Source organism: Chelatococcus daeguensis (genome assembly GCF_001887265.1).
In the GTDB taxonomy this organism is placed as follows: Bacteria; Pseudomonadota; Alphaproteobacteria; order Rhizobiales; family Beijerinckiaceae; genus Chelatococcus_A; species Chelatococcus_A sambhunathii.
In genome coordinates this window covers 2,674,119-2,689,206 of record NZ_CP018095.1, presented here as the reverse complement: position 1 = coordinate 2,689,206, position 15,088 = coordinate 2,674,119, and the positions used below count along the sequence as shown (strand labels likewise).

Annotated in this window: 13 protein-coding genes; all 13 read left to right on the top strand. The window is 68.8% G+C overall.

The genetic code is table 11. The features are described from left to right. The first annotated feature begins 254 nt into the window (after nt 1-254). Entirely contained in the window at nt 255-761 is a 507-nt protein-coding gene (gene mraZ, locus BOQ54_RS12795) for a division/cell wall cluster transcriptional repressor MraZ (protein ID WP_055457471.1), read from the top strand. Further along, nucleotides 761-1,801, top strand: coding sequence for a 16S rRNA (cytosine(1402)-N(4))-methyltransferase RsmH (gene rsmH, locus BOQ54_RS12790; RefSeq protein WP_055457470.1), 1,041 nt, complete (start codon nt 761-763; stop codon nt 1,799-1,801). The genes mraZ and rsmH overlap by 1 nt, the downstream gene beginning before the upstream one ends. Further along, complete coding sequence (ftsL, locus tag BOQ54_RS12785) at nt 1,798-2,190, top strand: cell division protein FtsL (RefSeq protein WP_019403413.1); 393 nt, start codon at nt 1,798-1,800, stop codon at nt 2,188-2,190. The genes rsmH and ftsL overlap by 4 nt, the downstream gene beginning before the upstream one ends. Then, a complete protein-coding gene (locus BOQ54_RS12780; RefSeq protein ID WP_055457469.1) occupies nt 2,190-3,971 on the top strand; it encodes a peptidoglycan D,D-transpeptidase FtsI family protein in 1,782 nt (593 codons plus the stop codon). Before ftsL ends, BOQ54_RS12780 begins: the two co-directional genes overlap by 1 nt. Further along, a complete protein-coding gene (locus tag BOQ54_RS12775) occupies nt 3,968-5,446 on the top strand; it encodes a UDP-N-acetylmuramoyl-L-alanyl-D-glutamate--2,6-diaminopimelate ligase (RefSeq protein WP_071924025.1) in 1,479 nt (492 codons plus the stop codon). Before BOQ54_RS12780 ends, BOQ54_RS12775 begins: the two co-directional genes overlap by 4 nt. Next, the gene (locus BOQ54_RS12770) at nt 5,443-6,876 is read left to right on the top strand and encodes a UDP-N-acetylmuramoylalanyl-D-glutamyl-2,6-diaminopimelate--D-alanyl-D-alanine ligase (protein ID WP_071924024.1); all 1,434 of its coding nucleotides are present in this window, start codon (nt 5,443-5,445) and stop codon (nt 6,874-6,876) included. The genes BOQ54_RS12775 and BOQ54_RS12770 overlap by 4 nt, the downstream gene beginning before the upstream one ends. Before the next feature lie 17 nt (nt 6,877-6,893). Next, the gene (gene mraY / locus BOQ54_RS12765; protein ID WP_055457466.1) at nt 6,894-8,000 is read left to right on the top strand and encodes a phospho-N-acetylmuramoyl-pentapeptide-transferase; all 1,107 of its coding nucleotides are present in this window, start codon (nt 6,894-6,896) and stop codon (nt 7,998-8,000) included. A gap of 4 nt (nt 8,001-8,004) precedes the next feature. Beyond that, nucleotides 8,005-9,420: a UDP-N-acetylmuramoyl-L-alanine--D-glutamate ligase gene (gene murD / locus BOQ54_RS12760; RefSeq protein ID WP_071924023.1), complete on the top strand. Its 1,416-nt coding sequence runs from the start codon at nt 8,005-8,007 to the stop codon at nt 9,418-9,420. Nucleotides 9,421-9,423: 3 nt separating this feature from the next. After that, nucleotides 9,424-10,572 (top strand): FtsW/RodA/SpoVE family cell cycle protein, encoded by a 1,149-nt coding sequence (locus BOQ54_RS12755; RefSeq protein WP_055457464.1) that lies wholly within the window; start codon nt 9,424-9,426, stop codon nt 10,570-10,572. After that, a complete protein-coding gene (gene murG / locus BOQ54_RS12750; protein WP_071924022.1) occupies nt 10,569-11,705 on the top strand; it encodes an undecaprenyldiphospho-muramoylpentapeptide beta-N-acetylglucosaminyltransferase in 1,137 nt (378 codons plus the stop codon). The genes BOQ54_RS12755 and murG overlap by 4 nt, the downstream gene beginning before the upstream one ends. Continuing rightward, the gene (gene murC / locus BOQ54_RS12745; protein ID WP_063189274.1) at nt 11,702-13,111 is read left to right on the top strand and encodes a UDP-N-acetylmuramate--L-alanine ligase; all 1,410 of its coding nucleotides are present in this window, start codon (nt 11,702-11,704) and stop codon (nt 13,109-13,111) included. Before murG ends, murC begins: the two co-directional genes overlap by 4 nt. 40 nt (nt 13,112-13,151) lie before the next feature. After that, a complete protein-coding gene (murB, locus tag BOQ54_RS12740; protein ID WP_071924021.1) occupies nt 13,152-14,069 on the top strand; it encodes a UDP-N-acetylmuramate dehydrogenase in 918 nt (305 codons plus the stop codon). Nucleotides 14,070-14,143: 74 nt separating this feature from the next. Then, the gene (locus BOQ54_RS12735; RefSeq protein ID WP_055457460.1) at nt 14,144-15,067 is read left to right on the top strand and encodes a D-alanine--D-alanine ligase; all 924 of its coding nucleotides are present in this window, start codon (nt 14,144-14,146) and stop codon (nt 15,065-15,067) included. Nucleotides 15,068-15,088: the final 21 nt, after the last annotated feature.

Sequence of the window (15,088 nt, the reverse complement as noted above, 5' to 3'; positions counted from 1 at the left end):
GTTAACCATGTCGCGCTGTCATCGTGGCTGCTTCGACGCTTACCGCCGAGGCATCCGATTCCGTTGACGACCATAATTTCCCATGCTATCCCAAATCATCCCGTCGCTGGACGTCTGTTTCGAGCTTCGCGGGGCCGGCGCCAGGGCGGTGCGGGGCTCGCGGCCGATCGGATTCAGCGGTGGCGGCGGGTTGGAGTGCGGCGGGGCGGCTGCAGCTCCGGTGGAAGCGAACGGTGCCGCAAGGGCAGGGGGCCATGGACCGCTTCGTGTCCAATTTCACGAACCGGGTGGACGCGAAGGGGCGTGTGTCGATCCCCGCGTCGTTCCGGGCCGTGCTGGCACGGGACGGTTTCGAGGGTCTCTACGTTCATCCGGCGCTCGATGCGCCGGCGCTCGATGCGGGTGGCAACGCATTGCTGGCGGAGATCGACGGGCTTCTGTCGACGCTTTCGCCCTATTCGGAGGAGCGCGACCATCTCTCGACCGCACTCTTGGGCACCAGCGAGGTGCTCAAGGTCGATCCGGAGGGGCGCGTGATCCTCACCGACACGCTCCGGGAGCATGCGGGTCTGGCCGATATGGTCACCTTCGTGGGCCATGGGCACAAGTTTCAGCTTTGGGAGCCGGAGCGCTTCCGTGCGCATCTCGAAGAGGCGCGCGCCAAGGTCCGGGATCTCAAGAAGTCGCTCGGCGCGGCGAGGGGGTTGGCCACGCCTCTCGCATCGAGGCCGGGCGGCATGCCTCCCGGAGCACGGGAGTGATGACGGGCCGCGGCGACGGCTCGGCCGACGCCGCTGGCGGACCGGCCCGTCATGTTCCCGTGCTCCTGGGGGAGGTGCTGGCGCATCTTTCGCCGCGCGGCGGCGGCGCCTATGTCGACGGCACCTTCGGGGCGGGGGGCTATACACGCGCCCTTCTGGCGGCGGCACCCGACGTTCGCGTTCTCGGCATCGACCGTGATCCCGACGCCATTGCCGGCGGGGCCGATCTCGTGGCGGCCAGCGGCGGGCGGCTCGTGCTCGCCCATGGCCGTTTCGGCGAGCTCGACAAGCTGGCCGAGAACGCCGGCTTTGCGCCGGCCGACGGCGTTGTCCTCGACATCGGCGTCTCCTCCATGCAACTCGACGAGGCCGGGCGGGGTTTCTCCTTCCGCTTCGACGGCCCTCTCGACATGCGCATGGAGCAGAGCGGCGAGAGCGCGGCGGACATCGTCAACACGGCCGACGAGCAGGTGCTCGCCGACATCATCTATCATTACGGCGAGGAGCGGCGCTCCCGCGCCGTGGCGCGGGCCATCGTCGCGGCGCGCACAGGCGCGCCCATCGAGACGACGCGCCGGCTCGCCGAACTCGTCGCCGGCGTCGTCAGAGCCGATCCCCATGGCCCGCACCCGGCGACGCGGACCTTCCAGGCGCTCAGGATCGCCGTCAACGACGAACTCGGTGAACTTGTGCGCGCGCTCGTCGCGGCCGAGCGCATCCTGAAACCGGGCGGCCGGCTCGTCGTCGTCACCTTCCATTCGCTGGAAGACCGCATCGTCAAGCAGTTCCTGGCGCGGCGCAGCGGCCGCGCCGGCGGCGGCTCGCGGCACATGCCGGGGCTCGTCGGGCCGGAGCCGTCCTTCACGCTCGTGGCGCGCGGTGCCGTCGCGCCCGGGGCGTCCGAGGTGGCCGCGAACCCGCGCGCCCGCTCGGCCAAGCTGCGCGCGGGGGAACGGACGGGAGCACCGGCGCAGGGCGAGGACGAGGCGCTTGCGCTGCTCGCGCGCCTGCCGGCACCGAAACGGAGGGGCGGGCGATGATTGTCCGGTTTCTGCACATCGCCGCCATCGGTGCGCTCGTCGCCTCGGCGGGCTACGCCTATTCGATCAAGTACGACACCATCTACCTGTCGGAGCAGGTGGCCAAGCTCAAGGCTCAGGTGCAGCGCGAAAAGGATGCGATTGCCGTGATGCGCGCGGAATGGCAATTGCTTAGCCGGCCGGACCGCGTGCAGGCGCTCGCCGCCAGTCATCTCGATCTGCAGCCGCTCCAGGTGCAGCAAATCGTGCGCCTGCAGGATGTGCCGGAGCGCAAGGCGCAGGTCGATGCCATCGGGCGCAAGCTCGAAGATCTCGGCCTCTCGGCGCCGACCGCGACCCCCGGCGCCGGCGATGCCGACGCGCGCACGCCTTCGACCTCCAGCCGGTGATGGATGCCATGCACGACACGGATCCGACCGCTCCGCATCAGAAGCCTCTCGTGAGCTCCTCCACCGAGACACGGGCGGCGCGCCTGCGCCGCTTTATCGCGGGTGTCTTCAGCCTCAGGGCGGAGAAGTCGCAGGCGAGGGTCGGCGTCGTGACGCTCGCCTTCGCCGGCTTGTTTGCCGTGATCGCCGGCCGGCTCGTCATGCTGGCGGTGGCGCCGGATGCACCGGGCGACCTGCGTCGCGCCTCGGCCGAAATTTCCATCGTTCGGCCTGACATCGTCGACCGCAACGGCATCCTGCTCGCCACCGACGTGAAAACCGTGTCGGTCTATGCCGAGCCGCGCAACATCATTGACAAGGACGAGGCGACAGAGCTGCTGACGGCGGTGCTGCCGGACCTCAACGCCCGGGAACTGCGCGAGAAGCTCGGCACACGGCGCGGCTTCGTCTGGGTCAAGCGCGAGATCACGCCGCGCCAGCAGGCCGAAGTGCACCGCCTCGGCATTCCCGGTGTCGGCTTCCTCACCGAGAACAAGCGCGTCTATCCGAACGGGCCGATCGCCGCGCACGTACTCGGCTTCGCCAATGTCGACAACGAGGGCATCGCCGGCATCGAGAAATACATCGATGGCCTCGGCCTGCGGGCGCTGGCCGGAGCGGGCTTTGCGACCCAGGCGACCGACCTCGAGCCCATCAAGCTCTCGATCGACCTGCGGGCGACGCACGCGCTGCGAGACGAACTCGTCAAGGGCATGGAGAAGTTCAAGGCCAAGGCCACTGCCGGGCTCATCCTCGATGTCAAGACGGGCGAGGTCGTCGCACTCGCCTCCCTGCCGGATTTCGACCCGAACAATCCCGTCGAGGCGCTCGATCCCGACCGGATCAACCGCATCAATGTCGGCGTCTACGAGATGGGCTCGACCTTTAAGGCCATCACCACGGCGATGGCGCTCGATTCCGGCAAGGTCAACATCAACTCCACCTTCGACGCCCGCGGCGTCATGCGCTACGGCCGCTTCACAATCCGCGACTATCACGGCCAGAACCGAATCCTCAGCGTGCCGGAGATCTTCATCCACTCGTCCAACATCGGCACGGCCAAGATGGCCCTGACTGTCGGCGTCGAGGGCCACAAGGCGACGCTCAGGAAGTTCGGCCAACTCGAACGCCTGCGTACGGAACTGCCGGAGAGCGCGGAGCCGATCCTTCCCCCGCGCTGGGGTGAGCTCAACACCATCACCATTTCCTACGGCCACGGCCTTGCTGTGGCGCCGATCCAGGCAGCGGCGGGCACGGCGGCGCTGGTCAACGGCGGCTATTTCATCACGCCGACCTTCCTCAAGCGTAACGAAGAGGAGGCGCTCGCGGGCGCCCGTCAGGTGGTGAGCCCCAAGACCAGCGAGGCCATGCGCTATATCATGCGGCTCAACGCCGAGCGCGGCTCCGCCCGCAAGGCGGCGGTGCGCGGCTACTACGTAGGCGGCAAGACCGGCACCGCCGAAAAGGTCATCAACGGCCGCTACGACCGCAACAAGAACTTCACCACCTTCATGGCCATCGCGCCGGCGGACGACCCGAAGTATCTTTTCGTGGTGCTGTACGACGAGCCGCAGGGCCTGCCGGAGACCTACGGCTATTCCACCGCCGCCTGGAATGCAGGCGTGACGACCGGCAAGGTGATCGAGCGCGTCGCGCCGCTGCTCGGCCTGCCGCCGCGGTTCGAGAAGCCGTACCGGCCATTCCCGGCCATGGCGCAGGCTGGTGCCTGGGGTATCCAATGACGGACGCTGCCCGCACGGACGGCTTTGCACTCGGCGAAATTCTGCCCGATGCCTTCGCCGGCACGCTCCATGCAACCGTGCGCGTGCGAGGCCTTGCCTTCGATTCCCGCAAGGTGCAGCCGGGCGACGTCTTCGTCGCGCTCGCGGGCGCGCGCGAGGACGGCCGGCGCTATATAACGGATGCGCTGGCGCGCGGCGCCGCCGCCGTGGTGGCGGAGGGAGGTCGGCCAGAGGACTTTCCGCGGGAGGTGATTTTCGGCTCGGTCATCGACGCCCGCCGGGCGCTGGCGCTGGCCGCAGCACGGGTCTTTCCCCGCCAACCAGCCACGATCGTCGCCGTCACGGGCACGAGCGGCAAAAGCTCCGTCGCCGAATTCACGCGCCAGCTCTTCGCGGCCTGCGGCCACGAGGCCGCGAGCCTCGGCACCATCGGCGTGGTCGCGCCGTCGGGTGCCCACTACGGCTCCCTGACCACGCCGGATCCGATCGCCCTGCACCGGACGCTCGATCGTCTCGCCGGCGAGGGGGTGACGCACCTTGCCATGGAGGCGTCCTCGCACGGGCTCGACCAGCGGCGGCTCGATGGTGTGCGCCTCGCGGCCGCCGCCTTCACCAATCTCGGCCGTGACCACCTCGACTATCACCCGACCGTCGAGGCCTATCTCACGGCCAAGCTCCGGCTGTTCGAGCGCCTCCTGCCCGAAGGGGCGATCGCCGTGGTCAATGCCGACGCGCCGGAGGCCGCGCGGATCGAGACGATTGCCGAGGCGCGGGGGCTCGACCTCATCAGCGTCGGCCGGGCCGGCCGCGACATCGCTATCGCCGATGTTGCGCGCGAGGGCTTCTCGCAGCGGCTCAAGCTGGCGCATGAAGGCCATTTCCACGAGGTGCTGCTGCCGCTCGCCGGCGACTTCCAGGCGGCAAATGCCGTCGTCGCGGCCGGGCTCGCCCTCGCGGCCGGCTGCGCGATGGAGGACATCATCCACGGGCTTGCCGGCATTGCCGGCGTCAAGGGGCGCCTTGAGCGGGTGGCAGAGGTCAACGGCGCGCTCGTCGTCGTCGACTATGCGCACAAGCCCGATGCGCTCGCCCATGTGCTCGATGCGCTGCGGCCGTATGCCACCGGGCGGCTCTTCGTCGTCGTCGGTGCGGGCGGCGACCGCGACCCGGGCAAGCGGCCGATGATGGGTGCTATCGCCAGCGAGAAGGCGGACGTCGTCATCGTCACCGACGACAATCCACGCTCCGAGAACCCCGCGGCGATCCGTGCCGCCATCCTCGCTGCGGCCCCCAATGCGCGCGAGATCGGCGACCGCGCCGCGGCGATCCGCACCGCGGTTGCGGAGCTCGGGCCTGGGGATGTTCTCGTCGTCGCCGGAAAAGGCCATGAAACGGGCCAGATCGTCGGGTCAACGACCATACCGTTTTCCGATCACGAGGCCGTGCTCGCGGCCGTTGCGGACCTTGAACGATGAACAACGCCCTCTGGACAGGCCTCGAAATCCTCGGCGCGCTCGGAGCCCGGGCGCACGGCGGCCTGGCCGATACCATCTCCGGCGTGTCGATCGACACGCGCACGCTCGCGCCGGGCGATCTTTTCTGCGCGCTCGCCGGCAGCCGCGACGGGCACGAATTTGTCGCCGATGCGCTCGCCAAGGGCGCGGCAGCGGCGCTCGTCGACGAGGCGCATTTCGATGCCCTGTCGCATCTCGGGCCGCTGCTGGTGGTGCCCGACGTGCTTGCCGCCATGGGCGCGGCTGCGCGAGCGGCGCGCGCGCGCACGAAGGCGCAGGTCGTCGCTGTCACGGGATCCGTCGGCAAGACCGGCACCAAGGAGGCGTTGCGCCTCGCCCTCGGCAAGCAGGGCAGGACGCATGCGGCCGTCGCCTCCTACAACAACCACTGGGGCGTGCCGCTGACGCTGATGCGCATGCCGCGCGACAGCGCCTACGGCATCTTCGAGATCGGCATGAACGCGCCCGGCGAGATCGCCGCGCTCGTGGCGCTGGTGCGCCCGCACGTCGCCATCATCACCACCGTCGGGCCCGTGCATCTCGAATTCTTTCCCTCAGTCGAAGCCATTGCCGATGCCAAGGGCGAGATCTTCTCCGGCATCGAGCCTGGCGGCACGGCCATCATCAACCGCGACAATCCCCATTTCGAGCGGCTGAAGCTGCATGCGGCGGCGTCTCCCGCCGGCCGCGTCGTCTCCTTCGGCGAGCACGAGGGGGCGGATGTCCGGGCCGAGCGCATCCTTCTCAAGCCCGACATGACGATCGTCGAGGCCCGGGTCTTCGGCGAGGCCATCACCTACCGGCTCGGCAGCCCGGGCCGGCACGTCGCGCTCAACAGCCTTGCCGTCATGGCGGCTGTCAAGGCGCTTGGGGCCGACATCGCCCTCGCCGGACTCGGCCTCGGCGAGCTTCAGCCGATCGCTGGCCGCGGCGAGCGTACGTTGATGAAGGGACCGGGCGGCACCATCACGCTCGTCGACGAGAGTTTCAATGCCAACCCCGCCTCCATGCGGGCGGCCGTCGAGACACTCGCCGAGGCGGACGCGGGGCTGCGCGGCCGGCGCATCGCGGTTCTCGCCGACATGCTGGAGCTCGGGCCGGACGGCCCGGCGCTGCACCGTGCCCTCGGCGAGTTCGTGGCGCAAAGCGGCGTCAGTCTCGTCTTCGCGTGCGGTCCGCTGATGAAAAACCTGTGGCAGGCCCTTCCGCAGGAGATGCGCGGGCGCTATGCGCAGACACCCACGGAGCTTGAGCCGGAACTCGTCGGCGCGCTGCGCGGCGGCGACGTCGTCATGGTCAAGGGCTCCAAGAGCACCTACGTCTCGCGCATCGTCGCCACCCTCAAGGACCGCTACCCCCGTGAAGCGGCGCGAGCCGAAGCGGACATGTAAGCGGAGAAGACAAGAGCATGTTCGTCTGGCTCGCCGAATTCAGCGACATCATCCCCGGGCTCAACGTCTTCCGGTACATCACCTTCCGTACGGGCGCCGCGACGGCCACCGCGCTGTTCTTCGTATTCATGTTTGGCCCGGCCATCATCGCGGCCCTGCGCATCAAGCAGGGCAAGGGCCAGCCGATCCGCGAGGACGGGCCGCAGTCGCACCTCCTGACGAAGAAGGGCACGCCCACCATGGGCGGGCTGATGATCCTGTCCGGGCTCGTCGTCTCCACCCTGCTGTGGGCCAATCTCGCCAATCCCTACGTTTGGATCGTGCTGCTGGTGACGCTCGGCTTCGGCGCCATCGGCTTCTACGACGACTATCTCAAGGTCACGAAGCAGTCCCACAAGGGGTTTTCCGGCCGCTCGCGTCTCGCCATCGAGGCGCTGATCGCCGGCATCGCCTGCATCGCCATCGTCCTCGTGGCGCGGGGGGATCTGCCGCCGACGCGGGACGCTCTCGCCACCTCCGTCGCCATCCCCTTCTTCAAGGATCTGCTCCTCGACCTCGGCTGGTTCTTCATCGCCTTCGGTGTCTTCGTCATCGTTGCCGCCGGCAACGCGGTGAATCTCACCGACGGGCTCGATGGCCTCGCCATCGTGCCGGTCATGATCGCGGCCGCGACCTTCGGCTTCATCGCCTATCTCGTCGGCAACGCCATCTTCTCGAACTACCTGCAGATCAATTTCGTGCCGGGCACGGGCGAACTCGCCGTCATCTGCGGTGCGGTAATGGGGGCGGGCATCGGCTTTCTGTGGTTCAACGCCCCGCCGGCGCAGATCTTCATGGGCGACACGGGCTCGCTTGCCCTCGGCGGCCTTCTCGGCACAATCGCGGTCGCGACCAAGCACGAGATCGTGCTTGCCATCGTCGGCGGCCTCTTCGTCGTGGAGGCGCTGTCGGTGATCATCCAGGTCGCGTCCTTCAAGCTCACGGGCAAGCGCGTCTTCAAGATGGCGCCGATCCACCATCACTTCGAGCAGCTCGGCTGGACGGAGCCGCAAGTTGTGATCCGCTTCTGGATCATCTCGGTGGTGCTCGCGCTCGTCGGCCTCTCGACCTTGAAGCTGAGGTGAGGCGATGATCCCCGTCACCTCCTTCGCCGGCAGGCGGGTCGCGCTCTTCGGGCTCGGCGGCTCGGGGCTCGCCACGGCCGAGGCGCTGGTGGCGGGCGGCGCCGCCGTCGTCGCCTACGACGACGGGGAGATGGCGCGCGTCACCGCGGCCGCGAGGGGCATCGCCGTCGAGAACCTACACGACATCGCCTGGGACGGCGTCGCCGCGCTCGTGCTCTCGCCGGGCGTACCCTTGACCCATCCCGAGCCGCACTGGACGGTGCCGCTCGCGCGTGCGGCCGGCATCGAGATCATCGGCGACGTCGAGCTCTTCTGCCGCGAGCGGGCGAGGCACATGCCGGAGGCGCCGTTCATCGCCGTCACCGGCACCAACGGCAAGTCGACGACGACGGCGCTCGTCGCCCACCTCCTCAAGGTTGGCGGGCTCGACGTGCAAATGGGCGGAAACATCGGCACGCCGGTGCTGGCGCTGGAGCCTTTCGGGGCCGGCCGCGCCTATGTCGTCGAGTGCTCGTCCTTCCAGATCGACCTTGCGCCTTCGCTCGCACCGAGCGTCGGCATCCTTCTCAACATCACGCCCGATCATCTCGACCGTCACGGCACGATGGCGAACTACGCCGCCATCAAGGAGCGGCTCGTCGCCGGCTCCGGGCTTGCCGTGATCGGCGTGGACGACGACTTTTGTCGCGCCATTGCGGGCCGGCGCGTCGCGCTCGGCCGGCCGCTCGAGACCATCTCGGTTGAGCGCAGGCTAGAGGAGGGCTGGTCCTGGGAGCCGCATGGCCTGACGCTGCGGGTGGCAGGCCCCGATGATGCCATTGCGGTGGCTGCGCATATCGACCTTACCGGCATCGGCTCCCTGCGCGGGGCACACAATGCCCAGAATGCCGCGGCGGCCGTAGCCGCTGCGATGGCGACGGGGATCGATCTCGGCGTCATCCGCGCGGGACTCGCGCGCTTTCCCGGCCTCGCCCACCGCATGGAGCAAGTGGGACGGGCCGGCAAGGTCTTGTTCGTCAACGATTCCAAGGCGACCAATGCCGATGCTGCGGAAAAGGCGCTCTGCGCCTTCGACGGCGGCATCCACTGGATCGCGGGAGGCAAGGCCAAAGAGGGCGGCATCACGCCGCTCGCCCCGCTCTTCCCGCGCATCGCCAGGGCCTACCTGATTGGCGCGGCAAGCGATGATTTTGCGGCGACGCTCGATGGCCGAGTGCCCTATGAGCGCTGCGGCACGCTCGAAGTCGCCGTGGCACGGGCGGCGGAGGATGCGGCCATTTCCAAACATGCCGAGCCGGTGGTGCTCTTGTCACCGGCCTGTGCCTCCTATGACCAGTTCCGCAATTTCGAGGTTCGCGGCGACAGGTTCCGCGATCTCGTCCTGGCCCTGCCCGGCCTCGAGCCTTTCGCGAAGGAGTGAGCCATGGTGTCGCGCGCAGAACGGACAGTGCTCGCCGACTGGTGGTGGACGGTCGATCGCTTCACTCTCGGCGCGCTCGGCGTGCTCATGGTGGCGGGCATCGTCTTCCTCATGGGCGGCGCGCCGCCGGTGGCCGAGCGGCTCGGGCTGCCGACCTTCCACTTCGTCAACCGGCAGGTCTTCTATCTGGTGCCGGCCATCCTCATGCTCATCGCGACGTCGCTGCTGACGCCACGCCAGGTGAGGCGCGTCGCGCTCCTCGTCTTCATCGTCGGCATGGCGCTCATCGTCGCGGCGCTCTACGTCGGCCCAGAGGTCAAGGGCTCTCGCCGCTGGATTTCGCTTGCCGGCATCACCGTACAGCCGTCGGAATTCGTGAAGCCGGCCTTCGTCGTGCTCATCGCGTGGCTCTTTGCGGAAGGCGGGCGCCGCAGGGACATGCCGGGGACGATCTTCGCCATCCTCATCCTGCCCGCGACCATCGTGCCGCTCATCCTGCAGCCGGACATCGGCCAGACCATGCTCGTGACGCTGGTATGGGCGGCGGTGTTCTTCGCGGCGGGGCTGCACATCTTCTGGGTGGCGGGCATCGGCGGCATGGGCCTTGCCGGGCTCGTCGCCGCCTATGAGTTCATCCCGCACGTGCGCGGCCGCATCGAGCGCTTCCTCAACGATGACGTCGGCGACACCTTCCAGGTCGACATGGCGATGGAATCCTTCGCCCAGGGCGGCTGGCTGGGCAAGGGACCGGGCGAGGGCACGGTCAAGCGCATCCTGCCCGATGCGCACACCGACTTCATCTTCGCTGCCACGGCGGAGGAATTCGGCATCGTCGTGTGCATCGCCATCGTGCTGCTGTTCGCTTTCATCGTCATCCGCAGCCTCGTTCTCGCCCAGCGCGACGACGATCCCTTCTGCCGCCTCGCGGTGACGGGGCTTGCGACGCTCTTCGGCATCCAGGCTTCCATCAACATGATGGTGAACGTGCATCTTCTGCCGGCCAAGGGCATGACGTTGCCCTTCATCTCCTACGGCGGCTCCTCGCTGTTCTCCCTGGCGATTGGCATGGGCTTCCTCATCGCCCTGACGCGCCGCAGGCCGCGGGCCGAAATCTACGATGCTGGGCCGCGCCGGTGGGGCGAGACGCGATGAGCAGGGAAGGCTTCGTCCTCCTCGCCGCCGGCGGCACCGGCGGCCATCTCTTCCCGGCCGAGGCGCTGGCGGCGGCGCTCGGCCGGCGCGGCGTGGCGGTGGCGCTCGCGACCGACGAGCGCGCGGCCGCCTATGCCCATCATTTCCCGGCCAGCGAGCGTTTCGTCATCCCTTCGGCAACGCCGTCGCGGCGCTCGCCCTTCGCCGCCGTGCAGTCCTTCGTCACGCTGGCGCGGGGCGTCTGGCGGGCGCGCCGCCTGATGCGCGAGCGCCGGCCGGCCGTCGTCGTCGGCTTCGGCGGCTATCCGACGGTGCCGCCGGTGCTCGCCGCCACCATGGCGATGGTGCCGAGCGTCATCCACGAGCAGAACGCCGTCGTCGGCCGCGCCAACCGCTTCCTCATGGGCCGCGTCACGGCCATCGCCACCGGCTTCGCCGCGGTGAAGGGCCTGAGCGAGGCGGCGCGCGCCAAGACGACGCATACCGGCAACCCGGTGCGCCCCAGCGTCATCGAGGCGGCGACCGCGCCCTTCCGGCCGCTTGCGGCCGGCGAGCGCCTGTCGCTCCTCGTCTTCGGCGGCAGCCAGGGCGCGCGGGTGATGAGCGACGTGGTGCCAGTTGCGGTCGAGCAGCTCGGCGAAGCGGCGCGCGCGCGCCTCCACATCGTGCAGCAGGCCCGGCCGGAGGATCTCGAGCGGGTGCGCGGCATCTATGCGCGCCTCGGCGTCTCCTGCGAGATCGAGCCCTTCTTCAACGACCTGCCGCGCCGCATGGCCGCGGCGCATCTTGTGGTCTCGCGCGCTGGCGCCTCCACGGTCGCCGAGCTTTCCGTCATCGGCCGCCCGTCCATCCTCGTGCCGCTGCCCGGCGCGCTCGACCAGGACCAGGCGGCCAATGCCGCGAGCCTCGGGGCAATCGGCGCGGCCAGCGTCATTGCGCAGGGCGAATTCACGCCCGCCCGCCTCGCGGCGGAGATCGAGGCGCGCCTCGATGCGCCCGAGACATTGACGCGGGCGGCCGAAGCAGCCAAGAGCGCGGGCATCGTCGACGCGGCGGAGCGTCTCGCCGCGCTCGTCATACGCATCGGCAGACTCGCCCAAGAACAAGCCTCGCAAACGGAGACGACACCATGAAGCTGCCGCGCGAGCTCGGTCCCATCCACTTCATCGGCATCGGCGGCATCGGCATGTCGGGCATCGCCGAGGTGCTCCTCAACCTCGGCTACACGGTGCAGGGCTCGGATGCGAGCGACAACGCCAATGTGAAGCGCCTGCGCGAGAAGGGGGCATCCATTTCCATCGGGCATGCGACCGAGAACCTCGGCGATGCCGAAGTCGTCGTCGTGTCCACCGCCATCAAGCGCGATAATCCCGAGCTCGCTGCCGCGCGCGAAAAGCGCCTGCCGGTGGTGCGCAGGGCCGAGATGCTGGCCGAACTGATGCGGCTCAAGACCTGCGTCGCGATCGCCGGCACGCACGGCAAGACGACGACGACCTCGATCGTTGCGACGCTGCTCGATGCCGGCAGTTTCGACCCGACCGTCATCAACGGCGGCATCATCAACGCCTATGGCACCAACGCCCGCCTCGGGGCCGGTGACTGGATGGTGGTGGAGGCGGACGAGTCCGACGGTACCTTCCTCAAGCTGCCGGCTGATGTCGCCATCGTCACCAACATCGACCCCGAGCACCTCGACCATTTCAAGACCTTCGACGCCATCAAGGCGGCCTTCCGCTCCTTCGTCGAGAACCTGCCGTTCTACGGCTTCGCGGTGATGTGCATCGACCACCCAACGGTGCAGGACCTCGTCGGCCAGATCGAGGACCGGCGCGTGATCACCTATGGCGAGAACCCGCAGGCGGACGTGCGCCTCATCGACATCGACCTCAACGGCGGCAAGAGCCGCTTCAAGGTGCTGATCCGCGACCGCAAGACGGGCGCGGAGACGGTGATCCCCGATCTCGTCATGCCCATGCCCGGCCACCACAATGCGCTCAATGCCACGGCGGCGATCGCCGTCGCGCACGAGCTGGGCATGAGTCCGGAGGCGATCCGCCAAGCGCTCGCCGGCTTCGGCGGCGTCAAGCGGCGCTTCACTCGCACGGGCGAGTGGAACGGCGTCACCATCTTCGACGACTACGGCCACCACCCGGTGGAGATCGCCGCCGTCCTGCGCGCCGCCCGCGCGTCGACGAAGGGGCAGGTGATCGCGGTCATGCAGCCGCATCGCTACACGCGGCTCAAGGCCCTGTTCAACGACTTCTGCACCTGCTTCAACGATGCCGACGCGGTCATCGTCGCCCCTGTCTATGCCGCCGGCGAGCAGCCGATCGCGGGGGCCGAGCGTGACGATCTCGTGGCCGGCCTCAAGGCCCGCGGCCACCGCCAGGCGATCGCTCTTGAGGGGCCGCAGGCGCTCGCCGCTATCGTGCGCCGCCTCGTCAAACCGGGCGACTATGTCGTGTGTCTCGGCGCCGGCACGATCACCAACTGGGCCTATGCCCTGCCCGGCGAACTCGAAGCAGGGGAGGGCGCGTGACAGGGAAGCGCCCTGTCCACGACCTGCACGAGGCGACGCCATGAGCTTTCCCGACATCACTGCCGAGCTTGCCGCCGCTATGCCGGGCTTGCGTGGCGCGCTGCTGGCCAATGCGCCGCTTGCACCGCTCAGCTGGTTCCGCACGGGCGGGCCGGCCCAAGTGCTGTTCACGCCGGCGGACGAGGACGATCTGGCGCTCTTTCTGGCCAATCTCCCTGAGGGAGTGCCGCTCACCGTCATCGGCCTCGGCTCGAACCTCCTCGTGCGTGACGGCGGGGTGCCCGGTGTCGTCCTGCGCCTCGGCAAGGCCTTCGCCGAGGTGAGCGTCGAGGGGGGCAGCCGGGTGCGGGCAGGGGCCGGGGCGCCGGACGTCAAGGTGGCGCGGGCCGCCGCCGAGGCCGGCATCGACGGGCTCGCCTTCCTGCGCGGCATTCCCGGTGCCGTCGGCGGGGCCTTGCGCATGAACGGCGGCGCCTATGGCGGGGAGGTCAAGGACGTGCTCGTCGAGGCGCGGGCGCTCGACCGGAAGGGCCGGCGACACGTGCTCTCCTGTGCGGACATGCAGTTCTCCTATCGCCATGCCGGCGTGCCGGAGGAGTTCGTCTTCGTCGAGGCGCTGTTCGAGGGCCGGCCCGGCGATCCGGCGGAAATCCTCGCCCGCATGAACGAGATCACCGAAGCCCGGGCCGCCACTCAGCCGGTCAACACGCGCACCGGCGGTTCCACCTTCAAGAACCCCGACGGGGCGAAGGCGTGGCAGCTGGTCGACGCCGCCGGCTGCCGCGGGCTCAGGATCGGCCAGGCGCAGGTGTCGGAGATGCATTGCAACTTCCTCGTCAATCTCGGTGGCGCCACGGCGACGGAGATCGAGAATCTCGGTGAGGAAGTTCGTCGGCGTGTGCAGGCACACTCCGGCGTGATGCTCGCGTGGGAGATCAAGCGGGTGGGCGTGGCCTGACGCCGCGCCGAGCCGCGGCCCGGCGCTCCTTTGGCGAGCCGGTGCCGCACCTCGTTGGATAAGGATGCGGGAACATGACCAAACACGTTGCGGTGCTGATGGGCGGCCTGTCCGCCGAGCGCGAAGTGTCCCTCAACTCGGGCAAGGCCTGCGCCGACGCCCTCGAGGCGGAGGGCTACCGCGTGACGCGCATCGACGTGGGCCGCGACATCGCGGCCGTGCTCGACCGCTTGAGGCCCGACGTGGTCTTCAACGCACTGCACGGCAGCCCGGGAGAGGACGGCACCATCCAGGGCATCCTCGAGATCATGCGCCTGCCCTATACCCATTCCGGCGTGCTCGCTTCGGCGCTTGCCATGGACAAGGCCAGGGCCAAGCTCGTGATGGCAGCGGCCGGCGTGCCGGTGGCGCATGGCATCGTGGTGCACCGGCGCGAGGCAGCCGAGCGCCACGTGCTGCCGCCGCCCTACGTGTTGAAGCCGGTCAACGAGGGCTCGTCGGTCGGCGTCATCATCGTGCGCGAGGAGCGCTCGCACCCGCCGCAAGAGTTAACGCGGCCCGACTGGCCGCACACCGACTGGCTGCTCGCTGAGGAGTACATTGCCGGGCGCGAGCTCACCTGTGCCGTGATGGGCGGCAAAGCCTTGGGTGTCATAGACATCCGGCCCGCGGCGGGCGCCTTTTACGACTATGATGCGAAATATGCGAAAGGTGGCTCGATCCACATCCTCCCGGCAAAAATTAAACCAAAAATTTACCAACAGATCGAAGAGTTGGCGTTAACGGCGCATCAAGCACTCGGCTGTCGTGGCGTCTCCCGCGCCGACTTCCGGTACGACGACCGGCCAGAGGGATCTGGCAAGCTCGTCTGTCTCGAGGTCAACACGCAGCCCGGCATGACCGAGACCAGCCTGGTGCCCGAACTGGCCGCGCATGCGGGGTATTCATTCGGCGAGCTCATGCGATGGATGGTGGAGGACGCCTCCTGCGACCGGTAGGAACGAGAAGCCCCCGCGGGG